General features: G+C 49.7%; 13 protein-coding genes. 12 read left to right on the top strand and 1 reads right to left on the bottom strand.

Annotation, left to right across the window (positions count from 1 at the left end; genetic code table 11):
- The first annotated feature begins 76 nt into the window (after positions 1 to 76).
- The 5 genes from rnhB (at position 77) to SG35_RS20570 (ending at position 7,969) form a co-directional block, all read left to right on the top strand.
- Positions 77 to 715 (top strand): ribonuclease HII, encoded by a 639-nt coding sequence (rnhB, locus tag SG35_RS20590; RefSeq protein ID WP_044833338.1) that lies wholly within the window; start codon positions 77 to 79, stop codon positions 713 to 715.
- Positions 715 to 4,227, top strand: coding sequence for a DNA polymerase III subunit alpha (gene dnaE / locus SG35_RS20585; RefSeq protein WP_044833337.1), 3,513 nt, complete (start codon positions 715 to 717; stop codon positions 4,225 to 4,227). Before rnhB ends, dnaE begins: the two co-directional genes overlap by 1 nt.
- A gap of 50 nt (positions 4,228 to 4,277) precedes the next feature.
- Complete coding sequence (gene accA / locus SG35_RS20580) at positions 4,278 to 5,234, top strand: acetyl-CoA carboxylase carboxyl transferase subunit alpha (protein ID WP_044833336.1); 957 nt, start codon at positions 4,278 to 4,280, stop codon at positions 5,232 to 5,234.
- Between the two features lie 88 nt (positions 5,235 to 5,322).
- Positions 5,323 to 6,720, top strand: coding sequence for a tRNA lysidine(34) synthetase TilS (gene tilS, locus SG35_RS20575; RefSeq protein ID WP_044833335.1), 1,398 nt, complete (start codon positions 5,323 to 5,325; stop codon positions 6,718 to 6,720).
- A 61-nt stretch (positions 6,721 to 6,781) separates the two neighbouring features.
- A complete protein-coding gene (locus tag SG35_RS20570; RefSeq protein ID WP_044833334.1) occupies positions 6,782 to 7,969 on the top strand; it encodes a dicarboxylate/amino acid:cation symporter in 1,188 nt (395 codons plus the stop codon).
- Positions 7,970 to 8,093: 124 nt separating this feature from the next.
- Here the strand turns inward: SG35_RS20570 and SG35_RS20565 are convergent, their stop codons facing one another.
- On the bottom strand, positions 8,094 to 8,735 hold the full coding sequence (locus tag SG35_RS20565) for a helix-turn-helix transcriptional regulator (protein WP_044833333.1): 642 nt from the start codon (positions 8,733 to 8,735) through the stop codon (positions 8,094 to 8,096).
- 241 nt (positions 8,736 to 8,976) lie between these two features.
- Between SG35_RS20565 and SG35_RS20560 the strand changes: the two genes are divergently transcribed.
- From SG35_RS20560 to SG35_RS20530, 7 genes are all read left to right on the top strand, one after another.
- Complete coding sequence (locus SG35_RS20560) at positions 8,977 to 9,963, top strand: ornithine cyclodeaminase family protein (RefSeq protein ID WP_044833332.1); 987 nt, start codon at positions 8,977 to 8,979, stop codon at positions 9,961 to 9,963.
- A gap of 88 nt (positions 9,964 to 10,051) precedes the next feature.
- The gene (locus SG35_RS20555) at positions 10,052 to 11,176 is read left to right on the top strand and encodes an aminotransferase (RefSeq protein WP_044833331.1); all 1,125 of its coding nucleotides are present in this window, start codon (positions 10,052 to 10,054) and stop codon (positions 11,174 to 11,176) included.
- A 372-nt stretch (positions 11,177 to 11,548) separates the two neighbouring features.
- Entirely contained in the window at positions 11,549 to 11,983 is a 435-nt protein-coding gene (locus SG35_RS20550) for an Hsp20/alpha crystallin family protein (protein WP_053043090.1), read from the top strand.
- Positions 11,984 to 11,992: 9 nt separating this feature from the next.
- A complete protein-coding gene (locus tag SG35_RS20545; protein WP_044833330.1) occupies positions 11,993 to 12,355 on the top strand; it encodes an Hsp20/alpha crystallin family protein in 363 nt (120 codons plus the stop codon).
- Between the two features lie 10 nt (positions 12,356 to 12,365).
- Positions 12,366 to 12,851, top strand: a complete 486-nt coding sequence (locus SG35_RS20540) for an Hsp20/alpha crystallin family protein (RefSeq protein ID WP_044833329.1) — start codon at positions 12,366 to 12,368, stop codon at positions 12,849 to 12,851.
- A 75-nt stretch (positions 12,852 to 12,926) separates the two neighbouring features.
- A complete protein-coding gene (locus SG35_RS20535) occupies positions 12,927 to 14,456 on the top strand; it encodes a thymidine phosphorylase family protein (RefSeq protein WP_044833328.1) in 1,530 nt (509 codons plus the stop codon).
- A gap of 114 nt (positions 14,457 to 14,570) precedes the next feature.
- On the top strand, positions 14,571 to 15,452 hold the full coding sequence (locus SG35_RS20530; protein ID WP_044833327.1) for a ribose-phosphate diphosphokinase: 882 nt from the start codon (positions 14,571 to 14,573) through the stop codon (positions 15,450 to 15,452).
- The last annotated feature ends 92 nt before the right edge of the window (positions 15,453 to 15,544 follow it).

Raw genomic sequence — 15,544 nt, 5'->3', positions numbered from 1 at the left:
TTATTCGTAATTTGTAATTTCCAAGTAAAGCCGGATTCCCCCAAACCGGCTAAGATAAAACCGGACAGATAACAGCATGAGTAAAACGGCAGCAAAAAAGACTCCCTTACCTGATTTTGAATATCCCGTGGCCTATTGTATTGCCGGGGTGGATGAAGTCGGCCGGGGCCCTTTGGTAGGGGATGTGGTAACCGCTGCCGTGATCCTCGACCCGGATAACCCGGTTGAAGGGTTGATGGACTCGAAAAAACTATCGGAAAAAAAACGCAGCCTGCTGGCGAAGGAAATCAAGACCCATGCGGTAGCCTGGGCCATCGGCCGGGCCACGCCGGAAGAAATTGATACCTTAAATATTTTGCATGCCACTATGCTGGCGATGCAGCGGGCGGTGCAGGGATTAGCGGTACCGCCGGATCATGTACTGGTGGACGGCAACCGTTGCCCTAATTTTGGCATTGAAAGCCAGGCGGTGGTCAAAGGGGATGCCAGGGTAGCGGAAATCAGTGCCGCTTCTATTTTGGCAAAAGTGGCCCGGGATGAAGAAATGATCGCCCTGGATAAATTACACCCGGAATATGGCTTTGCCCAGCACAAGGGCTACCCGACCAAGGCCCATTTGGAAAATATTGTAAAATTCGGCGTGCTGGACTGTTACCGGCAAAGCTTTAAGCCGGTGGCGAATGTGCTGGCCAGCAGCAAAGGGGGACAAGGCTAATGTCTGAACTTAGCCCGGAAGCTCCAGCTCAGGTTGAGCCTAAATTTGTCCATTTGCGCATCCACAGTGACTTTTCCATGTGTGATGGCCTGAAAAAAGTTAAACCCATTATCGCCAAAGCGACGGAGTTAAACCTGCCGGCACTGGCGCTGACAGATCAAACCAATTTATGCGGGCTGGTGAAATTTTATCACGGCACCCATGGCGCCGGCATTAAACCGATCATCGGTGCCGATTTTTGGGTGAAAAGTGATGAGCTTGAAGATGAGTTATCACGGCTGGTGATCCTCAGCGCCGATAATACCGGCTATAAAAACCTGACTGAACTCATTTCTAAGGCTTACCTGCGCGGCCATATCCAGGGGCGGGCGGTGATCGATAAGGCATGGCTGATTGAACATGCCCAGGGGCTCATTTTACTTTCCGGCGGCCGCGAAGGAGACATAGGCAAGGCGCTGCTTAAAGGCAACCAGGAAATGGTGGTCGAGATGGTGGCCTTTTATCAGCAGTATTTTGCCGATCATTTTTACCTTGAGCTGATACGTACCGGCCGTGATGATGAAGAGAACTATTTACATCAGGCGGTGCGGTTGGCCAGTGAGCATATGCTTCCTGTGGTGGCCACCAACGAGGTGATGTTCTTATCGCCGGAAGATTTCGAGGCCCATGAAATTCGCGTTGCCATCCATGATGGTTTTACCCTCGATGATAAACGGCGCCCGAAACGTTACAGTCCAGAGCAGTATCTGCGCTCTGAAGAAGAGATGTGTGAGCTTTTTGCCGATATCCCCGAAGCCCTGGCGAACTCGGTAGAAATTGCCAAAAGGTGTAATACCACAGTACGCCTCGGCGAGTACGTGCTGCCGGACTTTCCAACAGAAGGTTTATCGATAGAAGATTATCTTGTTAAAGTTTCCGAAGAAGGTTTACAGGAACGGTTAGAGTTTCTGTTTGATAAAGATGCTCCCGATTTTGCCGAGAAACGTAAACCTTACGATGAACGTTTAGCGGTGGAGCTGGAAGTTGTCAATAACATGGGGTTCCCAGGTTACTTCTTGATCGTAATGGAGTTTATCCAGTGGAGTAAGGATAATAATATTCCGGTGGGGCCGGGGCGGGGCTCAGGTGCGGGTTCTTTAGTTGCTTATGCCCAGAAAATTACTGACCTGGATCCGCTTGAATACGATTTGCTTTTCGAACGTTTCTTGAACCCTGAGCGGGTTTCGATGCCGGATTTTGATATCGACTTTTGCATGGACCGGCGTGATGAAGTTATCGACCATGTTGCCGAGCTTTATGGTCGTGACGCGGTATCACAAATCATTACTTTCGGTACCATGGCGGCGAAAGCCGTTATCCGGGATGTCGGCCGGGTATTGGGTCATCCCTATGGTTTTGTTGATCGTATCTCGAAACTGATCCCGGGGGATCCCGGTATGACATTGGCAAAAGCCTTTGAAGTGGAGCCGAAATTACCCGAAGTTTACGCACAAGACAGCGAAGTGAAAGACTTAATTGACATGTGCCGTATCTTGGAGGGTACCACGAGAAACGCCGGTAAGCATGCGGGGGGGGTGGTTATATCCCCCACCACGATTACGGATTTCGCCCCTTTATATTGTGATGAAGAAGGTAATAACCCGGTTACCCAGTTCGATAAAAATGATGTTGAAGATGCCGGCCTGGTAAAATTTGACTTTCTCGGTTTAAGAACGCTGACGATATTGCAATGGGCAATAGAAATGGCGGATGAAAAACTGTTAAAGCAAGGCAAAGAGCCGATTGATATCGCCAGTATCGACCTGGAGGACAAAAGAAGTTTTGACTTGCTATTAAAGTCGGAAACAACTGCGGTATTCCAGCTGGAATCCAGCGGTATGAAATCCCTGATCGCTAAGCTGAAACCGGATTGCTTTGAAGATATTATCGCGCTGGTTGCCCTGTTCAGACCGGGGCCGCTGCAATCGGGCATGGTTGATAACTTTATCGAACGTAAGCATGGCCGGGAAGAAATCAGTTACCCGGATGCCACCTGGCAGCATATCGACTTAAAACCGATTCTTGAACCTACCTACGGCATTATCCTGTATCAGGAGCAGGTGATGCAGATTGCCCAGGTGCTGGCGGGTTATACCTTAGGCGGCGCGGACATGCTGCGCCGGGCCATGGGTAAGAAAAAACCGGAGGAGATGGCCAAGCAAAGGGCGGGCTTTGAAAAAGGTGCCGTCGATCGCGGTGTTGACGGCGAGCTGGCGATGAAAATTTTCGACCTGGTGGAAAAGTTTGCCGGCTATGGTTTTAACAAATCCCACTCTGCCGCCTATGCCCTGGTGTCCTATCAAACCCTGTGGATGAAAGCCCATTATCCGGCGCCCTTTATGGCGGCGGTTATGTCGGCGGATATGGATAATACCGATAAAATCGTTACCCTGGCAGATGAATGCGACAATATGGGCATTCCATTGCTGCCGCCGGATGTCAATGTCGGCCAGTATAAATTTACCGTCAATGACGATAATGAAATCGTCTATGGTATCGGCGCCATCAAAGGGGTAGGGGAAGGCCCGATCGAAGCTATTATTAGTGCCCGTCAAGAAGGCGGTCCTTTTGTCGACTTATTTGATTTTTGCGCCCGGCTGGATTTGAAAAAAACCAATAAGCGGGTACTGGAACGTCTGGTCAAAGCCGGCGCCATGGATAATCTCGGCCCGCACCGGGCGGCGTTGATGGCGAGCCTGCCGGAAGCCATTAAGGCGGCGGAGCAACATGCCAAGGCGCAGGCCCTCGGGCAAAACGATCTTTTTGGTTTGATCAACGAAGAGCCGGACGATACCCGCCAGGCCTTTAAAGATGTGGCTCCCTGGCCGGAAGAAATCTGGCTTGATGGTGAAAAAGAAACTTTAGGTTTATATTTAACCGGGCATCCGATTAACCGTTACCTGGCGGAAATTAAAAAATATGCCTCCGGGCGCCTGGTAACCATGCAGCCCACCGGCAAAGACAGATCGGCGGTGGCGGTCGGCCTGGTGATCGGCGTGCGGGTGCTGGTGAATAAGCGTGGCCGGCGCTGGGCCCTGGTAACCCTGGACGATAAGAGTGCGCGCATGGATGTCCGCCTGTTTCCCGACGACTATGATCGCTTTGCCGAACTGCTGGTAAACGATGCTATTTTGGTCTGTAGCGGACAGGTCAGCTTTGATGAATATTCAGGTGGTAATACAATGACCGGCCGGGATATAATGACGATTGCTGATGCCAGGGAAAATTACGTTTCTTCTTTGGATATTCAAGTTGTTAGATCGGCGATACAAGACGATTTTATTACAAAATTTACTCAGGTACTGTCTCCCTATAAGGACGGTACCTGTCCGGTTCGGGTATTTTACCAGCGCGAAGAGGCGCAGGCGATGCTGGAACTTGGCGTACAGTGGCGGGTTACACCGGCGGATATGTTGTTATACGAGCTTAAAACTTTGCTTGGCGATGACAACATTGCCCTACGATTTAAATAAGCGTTACCAGCTTTGGGCTGGTACAAAAAAATTCAGGTAAAAAGAAAGATATGTCATTAAATTTTTTAGACTTTGAGCAACCTATTGCGGAACTTGAAGCGAAAATTGAAGAGCTGCAACTTGTGAATACGGGCCAGGAGCTCAACCTTGATTTGGAAGAGCAAATCACCCAGCTCAAGGAAAAGAACAACGAGCAGACCAAGAAAATCTTTGCCAATCTCGATCCCTGGCAAACCGCCCGTGTCGCCAGGCATCCGCAGCGTCCTTATACCCTGGACTATTTGCCGCGTATTTTCACCGAGTTTGATGAACTGGCCGGCGACCGCGCCTATGCCGATGATAATGCCATTGTCGGCGGCACCGCGCGCCTTGACGGCAAACCCGTGATGGTCATTGGCCACCAGAAGGGACGCTCTACCAGCGAAAAGGTCAAGCGTAACTTTGGCATGCCGAGACCGGAAGGTTACCGTAAAGCCCTGCGTTTAATGGAAATGGCCGAGCGTTTTAACATGCCGATCATCACCTTTATCGACACCCCGGGTGCCTACCCCGGGGTTGGCGCCGAAGAGCGCGGCCAAAGTGAAGCCATCGCCCGTAACCTAAAAGTGATGGCGCGTTTAACCGTGCCTATCGTTTGTACCGTGATTGGTGAAGGCGGCTCAGGCGGCGCACTGGCAATCGGTGTCGGCGACCGGGTTAATATGCTGAAATACTCCACCTACTCGGTTATTTCTCCCGAAGGTTGTGCGTCTATTTTATGGAAAACGGCGGAGAAGGCCTCTATGGCGGCTGAAGCCATGGGTATTACCGCCAGTCGTATTAAAGAGCTTGAACTGATTGATAATATCGTAGAAGAGCCTTTAGGCGGCGCGCACCGGGACATGGATCAAATGGCCGCTTTGTTGAAGCAGGCGATCAAAAGTGACCTGGTAGCACTTGAAGACTTATCTCAGGAAGAGCTGATCGAACAACGTTATCAGCGCCTGATGTCTTACGGCTACTGCTAAGCTAAATTAAGCCAAGCCAAGGCAAACTCCATGACGGCTATTCTTACCATGAATAGCCGTTTTTCTTTCCCCCGTCTAAACAGCTAACATGTCATTAATTGAACAGACACTGGAAAACTTCTTTCGCAGCTACCCGAAAAAAACCGTGGTGATCGCCTACAGCGGTGGGGTTGACTCTCAGGTCTTATTATATGCCCTGGCCAGGCTTAAACAGGCAAAACGCCTGGATAACCCGTTAATGGTTTGTCATATCAATCACGGGCTGAGTGAAAATGCAGCTTTGTGGCAACAAAGCGCCGAGTTTGAATGCCAAAAGCTTGGACTGGAGTTGATATGCCGGCAAGTGACCCTGGATGTCTCCGGCTCGCAAAGTCTGGAAGCCCTTGCCCGGGAGGCCAGGTATCAGGCCCTGCAGCAGCTTGCACCTAAAGGGGCTTTGATCATCACCGGACATCACAGTGACGATCAGGGGGAAACCTTGTTGCTGGCGTTAAAACGGGGGGCCGGGTTAAAAGGTTTGTCTGCTATGGCCAGTGTCTCTGCACTTGGCGGGCATACTTTAGTACGGCCGCTGCTGGCGCTCAGGCGCAGGGATATTGAGGATTATGCCAGGGGGCATCAACTGAGCTGGATAGAAGATGAGTCCAACAGCGATACCCGTTTTGACCGTAACTTTATTCGACATCAGATCATGCCACTGCTCACCGGGCGCTGGCCGTCAATGGTTGCTACTATGGGGCGCAGTAGCGAGCACTGCCGGGAAGGGCAGGAGTTGCTGACGGAGCTGGCGCAGCAGGACTTAGCGCAGACAACTTTGTCAGCCAGGGTGTTATCTGTACCTGAGTTGGCAAAACTATCAAAGGCGAGATTCAACAATCTGCTGCGTTATTTTCTTGACCAGCACAAATGCCTGATGCCAAGCGCCGAGCAACTTAACCAGGTGCATGTGCAGCTGGGCGCCCCGGCGGATAAAACACCGGCGGTTAAAATGGCCGATGCCTGGCTGCGACGTTACCGGGACGGCCTATACCTGACCGGAGGTTTTCAGGATATCAGCAGCTGGCAGCAGCAACTACTATTAGATGCAGCCGATAAGGCGGCAACAATCGAACTGCCGGATCATCTCGGGACTTTAAGTTTTTCATCTTCAAACGTTAAGGTGATGGCTGAGCATGGCCTTGGTCCGGCTAAGCAGGAAAGAAAAACTCTATACTTGCGCCTGCCACAGGCATCTGAGCCAGTAACGGTAAAATTCAGTCACCAAAATCCCAGGTGCCTGCCGGATTATCGCCGGCACAGCCGACCACTAAAAAAGGTGCTGCAGGAGCTGGCATTGCCCCCCTGGTTGCGCCAACGTATTCCTTTTATTTATTACGGGGAAACTTTAGTGGCGGCAGCCGGTTATTTTGCTTGTAAAGATTACCTTGCGCCAAAGCCGGGGGAAAATAACCGTGCTTATCTCAAGGTTAACTGGCGGGAACAATAAGACTCGGGTTAGAATGCTGGGCATTAATTAAATTACAATTATTATAACAACTGGAGTGCTTATGAATTTGGTGGTTAAACTCATTGCCGGTATTGTTGCCGGCATGCTGATAGGGCTATATGGACCCGATTTCCTTATTCAGCTGACTTTTACCGGGCAAACCCTGATCGGCCAGCTGATTAAGTTCACCATCCCCCTTATTATCCTGTTCTATATTGCCAGCGGTATTGCTTCACTGCCCCAGGGCTCAGGCTCCTTGCTGGGCAAAACCGTAGGTCTGGCGTACGGCTCTACCGTAGTGGCCGGTATCCTGGCTTTTCTGGTCGCCAGTAATGTCTTACCCGGATTAATCTCAGGTGACACCATTGCCGCGGCAGAAGAAGGGGAGAAGCTTAAAGGTTTTATCGATATCGCCATACCGCCGTTATTTGAAGTGATGACGGCGCTGGCGCTGGCGTTTATTCTTGGTATCGGCATCAGCGCCACCAATGCCAAATTGCTGCGCGGCGGCATCAATGAAGCCCGGGATATCGTCGAAGTCTTGCTGGGTAAAGTGATCATTCCTGCTTTACCTTTTTATATTGCCGGTGTTTTTGCGGAAATGACGGTCGACGGTACGGTGTTTGCCACGTTAAAAACTTTTGGCGTGGTGCTGCTGTTAGCGCTGATCATGCACTGGGTTTGGATCACGATTTTATATATCACTACCGGTATGGCGCTGGGTAAATCCCCGCTGTTTTTGTTGAAAAACATGCTGCCGGCTTATTTTACCGCGCTGGGCACTATGTCGAGTGCCGCGACGATTCCGGTATCGTTAAAAGCGAATAAGGCCAATAAGGTGAAAGACGGCATTGCCAACTTTACCGTGCCTTTATGTGCCTCTATCCATTTAAGCGGCTCAACCATCACCATTGTCACCTGTGCAACCGCTGTGATGTTATTGACCCCGGAACTAGCCTTGCCCGGCTTAGGCGGTATGTTAGGCTTTATTTTGATGTTAGGCGTGACTATGATCGCGGCCCCGGGGGCTCCCGGCGGTGCGGTAATGTCGGCATTGGGTTTGTTGGCCACTATGCTCGGCTTTACCGATGCGGCGCTGGCCTTGATGATTGCCTTATACCTGGCCCAGGACAGTTTCGGTACTGCCTGTAATGTGACCGGTGACGGTGCTATTGCCCTGTGGGTGGATAAGTTTGCCGGTGAAGAAGGTCAGTTAATGACGGCCGAAGTACAGCAAAGCGAGAGCTGATGGTTTAATCGCCTGTTATGATTTTTAAGGCAGCTTCGGCTGCCTTAATGTTATATACAGGGACGTATGGTATGCCAAGCTCGCAGGAAGCGAAAGCGTGGCGATCTCCCAGGCAATAAAATGATCAGGCCTGCTGTTTTATCTCCTTTAAATACTTAAAAACCGTCGCCCGTCCCATATTGAGGATATTGGCGATATAGTTGGCAGCGCTTTTGCCGTTAAAGGCGCCCTGGTGGAACAGGGCTTCAACCAACTGGCGCTTATTGGCATGGGTGAGTATGTTGATGCTGAGCTTGTGCTCTTTTAACCAGGCATGGGTAAAGGTATTGATACGCTCCTGCCAGTCATCGTGAAAGAGGATCTCCGGCTGGGGAATAACCTTATTGCTCCCCAGAAACAGCTCTAACATCTCCCTGGCGGCCTCAAAGGCGCCGATAGACATATTGATGCATAACATACCGATGGCTTCAAAGTTATCGTCCCGTAATACCACACTGGTAGAACGTATCTTGTGGCCGTCCCAGTTTAATTTTTCATAGGGACCGATAACATCACTTGTCTGGCTAAAATCCACTTCTTCCAGTGCCGAAGCATCGCCGAGCTGGCGTTTGGAAATATTATTGGCAATGTACACCACGCTTTGGCTGGCTAAATCATGGATCACGATTTCGGCATAACCGGAAAACAATAAGGCAATACCGTCTGCAACTGCTGCATATCTTTGTTTTAGCATACCGGTATTTGTTGTTTTGTTGTTATTGGTCATTTTCTTTTTTGGTAATCGGGGTTAAGGGCGCTGTCAGAGCTTGGATTATAGCGGCGCACTTCTTGCCATGTAAAGCGATGACAGGGGACGACAGCTTATGCCGTTATCCCAGCCGATAGCTAAAGCGGTATCGAAACCATTAATTCAGCCGGTAACAAATATTTCTTTTAAGCTTGACGTGTGTGTACTTGAAAGTCTACGATAGATTTTTAAGTATCTCAAGTATTGTGTCGGGGAAATTATGAATTGTCATCTTAGTCACGCTATCAGTCACAACCAGCCACCGGTTATTTTGCAGCAAGATCAGGTTAACGCCCTGTTACCCCTGCTGGATGTAAAAAACGAACTTACCGCGATGTTTCGTAGCCTGGGGCAAAATCATGCGGTGCAGCCTCCGCAAACCCTCACCCTGTTACCTCAAGATGCCGGCGATTTTATTACTTATTCGGGGGCCATGGCTGAGCAGGAAGTTTTTGGCGCTAAGCTTTCTCCCTATTTGATCACCGAAACAGCGCCTGTGATCACCGCCTGGACCAGCTTGATGTCACAGCGTACCGGGCAGCCGTTATTATGGTGTGATTCTGCTTTGTTAACCGCGGAGCGCACCGCAGGAACAACCGCGCTGGCGGTAGACTATTTAGCGAAAGTTCAGAGCCGTGAGCTGGCAATCATAGGCAGCGGCGCCATCGCTTTGGCCCATTTACGTCATGTGAAAAACTTGCGCCAATGGCAAAGTATCCGGGTATATTCCCCCTCACTGGCTAACGACGAAAAGCGACGGGCAGCATTTACTGCCATCGACGAAAGGGTGGTGTTCTGCACTTCCAGTGAGCACTGTATTGCCGGTGCTGATGTAGTCATGCTTTGTACTTCTTCCGGAACGCCTGTGGTGACCAGTGAGTTGTTATCTCCCGGTGTATTGGTGACCTCCATCAGTACCAATGTTGCCAATGCCCATGAAGTATCGCCGTCTTTGCTGCTTAATGCCGATGTTTATTGCGACTATAAAGCCACGACACCCGACAGTGCCGGTGAAATGGTGCTGGCAGAGACAGAGTTAAGCTGGAATAAGAAAGAGATCAAAGGCGATTTGCCCGATTTGGTTAACGCTAACTGCCCATTGCCTGATTTTAGCAAAGCTGTCTTTTTCCGCTCGATAGGGCTGGGTTTGGAAGATATCGCCATGGCTTACGGTTTGTGGAAGTTATTGCAAAACCAGCAGCAATAAAAGCAACCGCTATCGGGATTTAATCCCCGGGTATCAATTACACTTTATTATAAGTTCGAGCCTGTCAGTTTGAGCTTGGGAGGATAACATGAAAATTAAGGCCTTTGGCGTTGAGATCTGGATGAATGAATATGAAAACAACTGCCTTTATAATTTAGCGGAAACCTGTGTCGAGTCGTTAACACTGGATGAATTGCTGACCATGGCCGGTAAAAAAGACACGGTAATGGCAGAGCTGTTACCGATGAAAATGACCTATGGCGCAATCGAAGGCTCTAACAGGTTACGGGACAATGTCGCCAGTTTGTACCAAAGCCAGCATAGGGATAATGTGCTTATTACCCATGGCGCTATCGGCGCCAATGCCCTGGTGCATGCCACCCTGGTTTCCCCCGGTGACCGGGTGATCTCGGTATTGCCGACCTATCAGCAGCATTATTCTATTCCCGAAAGTTATGGCGCCGATGTGCAAATCCTGAAATTAAGGGAAGAAAATAACTTTCTGCCGGACCTGGAAGAATTAAAGTCCCTGGTCACCGACAATACCTCTCTGATCGCTATCAATAATCCCAACAACCCCACCGGCTCCCTGATGGATGAAAACATGCTCAACGCCATAGTGGAGATTGCCCGCAGCTGTGATGCCTATCTGTTATCTGACGAGGTATACCGGGGCACAGATCAGCAGGGGAATGGTTTTACCGCCTCAGTGGCCGATCTTTATGAAAAAGGCATCAGCACTGCCAGCATGTCAAAATCCTTTTCCCTGGCGGGATTACGCCTTGGCTGGATCGTTGGCCCTAAGCCATTGCTGGAACAGGTGGCCATCCACAGGGATTATAATACCATCAGTGTCGGTTTACTCGATGATTATTTTGCCGCTATTGCCCTGGAAAACCGTGAGGCCATTCTGGCCCGCAGCCGGAAAATTACCCGGGAGAACCTGGCGGTACTCGATGCTTGGGTGGCTAAAGAGCCACTGATCTCTTATACCAAACCGCAAAGTGCCACTGTGGCTTTATTGAAATACAAGCTTAAGATGAGCTCCCGTGAATTCTGTGTCCAACTGTTGGAAGCCAAAGGGGTGATGTTTACGCCCGGCAGCGTGATGGATATGGAAGGTTATGTGCGTATCGGTTTTGCCAACAACCCCGAGGTATTAGTTGCAGGCTTGGCGAAAGTCTCCGAGTTTTTAGCCGAACTTCAACCTTAAAGGCCGATGTCAGGAAAGTAAAAGCCGATAAGTCTGTAGCCTGTTGCAGCACTCCCGGCAACATGCTTGTTTTACACTTTGTTTGTCGAGGTGAGCGGCTGTCTGCCTCCAACTAATGCCGCTTCCTTTTCTCTGTTTATCTCTTATTTAAGTTCTTGATGTTTAATATGTTAATTGCTTGTTTTTACTGATTCACTTTTGTTTGAGCCAAATCAATAAATTCAGTTGAAAGCTGGATAAATACAACTATTCTTTTGGGGGAAGTGATGAAAATTTGGCCTTTGGCCTAAGTGATGATCTGGTTTGTGTACCAAGGTGTGATCAGCCGTTTCTTAGTGCCCGATGCCGTGGAGCAAGAAACTGGAGATTGCTATGACTTTTTCACGAAGAAGCTTTTGGCCTGAGTCGGCTTTTTTCCCCAATGATATCGAACACTGGTTCGGGAAAGATTATTTACCTGCACATGTGCGAGACAGCCAGGTGAGCTTCCCGGCGGTAAACCTGGAAGTTTCTCCCGAAAGTTATGACTATTATGTTTTTGCGCCGGGCCTGGATAAGGCGCAGACTGATATTACCCTGGACAAAAACCTGCTAACAGTAACCGGGGAAAGTCCGGTGCTGATCCCCGATGCAGAGGGGGTAACTGTATATCGCAGGGAAAGGAGAACGGGGAAATTTTCCAAGTCACTGAAGTTGGCGAAAGATTGCAGTCTTAATAATATCAGCGCCAGCTATTCCCTCGGGGTTTTGCATATCAAGGTCCAGCGGCTTGCCCACACAAGTCCGGAAAAAATCACCATTACTTAGGAGCATGTCATGGCAAATCAAGTAAATTCCAAGCCTGAAAAAACCTTGTTGACCCCGGCACTGGATATTTATGAGCAGGAGAGTCAGGTGATCATTATTGCCGAACTGCCGGGGGTGAATAATGATAACTTAAATATCCAGGTGCAAGATCAAACCCTGACCATCGAAGGGGTGATTGCCCTGGCCACCGCCGACGGCGAGCAACAAGGCCATGAAGAGGTTACCTCTCCCTATTATACCAGCACTTTGCAGCTGAGCCGGGATCTGGACAGTGAAACTATCGCTGCGGATTTTAAAGATGGCTTACTGACAGTGAAAATTGCTAAAAAAGCACTGTCAACACCCCATAAGGTCGATGTCAAGTTTACATAAGGAGGCGATTATGACTGCTTTACATGAAATAAGAGATGGTTTGGGCCGTGCCTGGGACTCAGTGTCTGAAGGTTGGCAGCACCTGTACCGGCGTTGTAAAGGTGCATTGACGCACTTTGATAATAAATCCCAGCAGGTTTCGCTTTCCTCGAGCGGCAACAAGCGCCTTAACTGGGGCCTGTTAAGTGCGGATCTGGTGGATGATGATAATTGTTTGCGCCTGACCATGGAAATTCCCGGGCTGGAAAAAGGCGATATCAGCGTCAGTATTGAAGATGACAGGTTGACCATCAGCGGCACCAAGCAATTGCAGGAAGAGCACCACCAGGGCAATTACCATATTATGGAATGTGCCTATGGTAATTTTCAGCGGCGAATTCCCTTGCCTGCCAGTATTGATGAGGCCAAGGTCGAAGCCAGCTATAAAAATGGTATCTTGCGCTTGAACTTGCCGAAAAAAGAGCAAAGTTCCCGGGTGAAAATTGAAGTAAAATAATGATTTATTTCCCTTATCTTGCTTGCCTGCGACCAGTCGGCAAGGGTTGCTGTTACTCGCTCCCCGGCCCTTGTTATGCTTAAACTCAAATCTGTCGCTATCGAGACCTATAAGGAAAACGTTGCCTACTTGCACCGGGATTGTCCTTTATACCGCAGTGAAGGATTTCAGGCGTTAATGAAAATCGAAATCTCGGTGAAAGACGGTGAGCGGGCTGTGATCGCCGTGCTTAATATCGTCAATGACGACTCCATTATGGATATTGATGAATTGGGGTTGAGCGTACAGGCATTTCAGCAATTGGGAGAGCAGCAAGGGACCCCGGTTTATGTTGCTCCGGCCAGGGCGCCGGCTTCTCTTGAGGAAGTGCGTAAGAAAATTGCCGGAGAGACCCTGTCAAAAAAAAGCTTCGAGCTCATTACCCGGGATATTTCGGAAAACCGTTATTCGAAAATGGAGATTGCGGCTTTCTTGGTGGCCTGCAGCCATTCCGGATTAGAGCGTGAAGAGGTTTTATATTTGACCCAGGCCATGGTGGCTTCGGGGAAAAAACTTTCCTGGGATGGCTCTTTAGTGGTGGATAAACATTGTATCGGCGGTATCCCCGGCAACCGCACCACCATGATCATAGTGCCCATCGTTGCCGCCCACGGCATGTTGATCCCGAAAACCTCAAGCCGGGCCATTACCTCTCCCGCCGGTACCGCAGATACCATGGAAATGCTGGCGAAAGTGGATATTACCAATGAACAAATGCAACAGGTGGTGCAGCAGCACAGGGGCATGCTGGCCTGGGGAGGCACGGCTAAGCTGGCGCCGGTTGATGATATTCTGATCTCGGTTGAGCGGCCCTTGTCAATGGATTCTTCGAGCCAGCTGGTGGCTTCGATACTGGCTAAAAAAATCGCCGCCGGCTCGACCCATTTACTGATCGATATCCCCGTCGGTCCCACGGCGAAGATACATCATACCCGTGAAGCCCTGAAGTTACGCAAAATGTTTGAATATGTCGGCGACCATTTAGGCATCTATATCGAGGTGATCTTAACCAATGGCAGCCAGCCGATAGGTAACGGCATAGGTCCGGCACTGGAAGCGCGTGACGTGATGAAAGTCTTAAAAAACCAGGTGGATGCCCCCGGTGATTTAAGGGAAAAATCCCTGCGCCTTGCCGGCCGTATTCTGGAATTTGATCCTGATGTCAGGGGCGGGCAGGGCTATGCTATTGCCCGGGATATAGTCGAGTCCGGGCGGGCGTTAGAAAAAATGCAGGATATTATTCAGGCCCAGGGGAAGTTGCTGCCTGAGCAGGCACCTGCGACGCGGGTGTTTGAAGTACGTTGCCAGCTGTCGGGTTATGTGCACCAAATTGATAACCTGCAACTGGCAAAAATAGCCAGTTTGGCAGGGGCGCCGATAGATAAATATGCCGGGGTCGAGCTGTTATGTAAAATCGGCGACAAGGTGGAAAAGGGAGATATTCTCTATAAAATTTATGCCTGTTTTGAGAGTGACTTTCAATTTGCCACCGAGCTGGCGGCACAAAAAAATGGCTACAGTATTTATCCTCAGGTGCCGACGGAGCCGGAAATGTTTTTGGTATAAGGACAAATAACGGTTTAATCCTGATTTGCTATTACACTTAAATGACTTTATTGAAAGTATTTTTATTTCTGCGGGCGGGCCGTAGCAATAGCAATTGAATGACCGGAGGTTGATGTGGCATTGGTATTAGGATTTGATGATTACTGGCAGGGGGCTAATACACTGGCGGCCGAGCTTGATTTACCCTGCGATAAGGTTGCAGTGCATCATTTCCCGGACGGCGAATCTAAAATTACCGTGCCCGCGGAGTTGCCTGAAACGGTTATCATTTGTCGCAGCCTGCACCGGCCTAATGAAAAATTGCTGGAATTAATTTTGGCGGCAGAGACTGCCAGGGGCATGGGGGCGAAAAGGTTGTTGCTGGCAGCTCCTTATCTTTGTTATATGCGCCAGGATATCGCTTTCCAACCGGGGGAAGCCGTCAGTCAAAAAATTATCGGTCAGTTGTTGGCGCAATATTTTGACGATGTGATCACGGTCGACCCCCACCTGCACCGTATCGACACCCTTAAGCAAGCGGTGCCGGCAACCCATGCGTTAAGCTTAAAGGCGACCGAGCCTATGGCGCAATATTTGAGAAGAAACTTTACCAATCCTGTGATTGTCGGGCCGGATGAAGAGTCCAGGCAATGGGTCAGCGCGGTAGCTGCGATCTATGACTGGGAATTTTATATTGCAGAGAAACAACGCTTTGATGATCATCAGGTACAAGTGAGCCTGCAGGCATTAACCCTGGATGGCCGTGACCTGGTGATCATAGATGATATCGCCAGTACCGGCGGTACCTTAGTGCAGGCGGCACGGCAGCTGAGGATGTTTAATCCTGCCTCCTTATCCGTGATTGTTACCCATGCCTTTTTTATCGGTAATGCCATGACTGAGCTGAAAAAGGCCGGGGTGCACAATATCTGGAGTTCAGATGCCATTCCGCATCAGAGCAATGTCTTTAGTGTCATTACTGTTGTAGCCAAAGCCGTTAAAGTCTTGCTGGCGTAAGCTGGAGCAGGTCAGCTCTGTTGTTGATGAGGACGCAGGCATGTGCGCAACCTTTACTTTTCTGTTATTCATTTTAATCAAAAGAAAGCCCG

Origin of the sequence: Thalassomonas actiniarum, from assembly GCF_000948975.2 — a bacterium.
In the GTDB taxonomy this organism is placed as follows: Bacteria; Pseudomonadota; Gammaproteobacteria; order Enterobacterales; family Alteromonadaceae; genus Thalassomonas; species Thalassomonas actiniarum.
The sequence above is the reverse complement of the archived record's forward strand: the minus strand, read 5'-3'. Positions and strand labels throughout refer to the sequence as shown.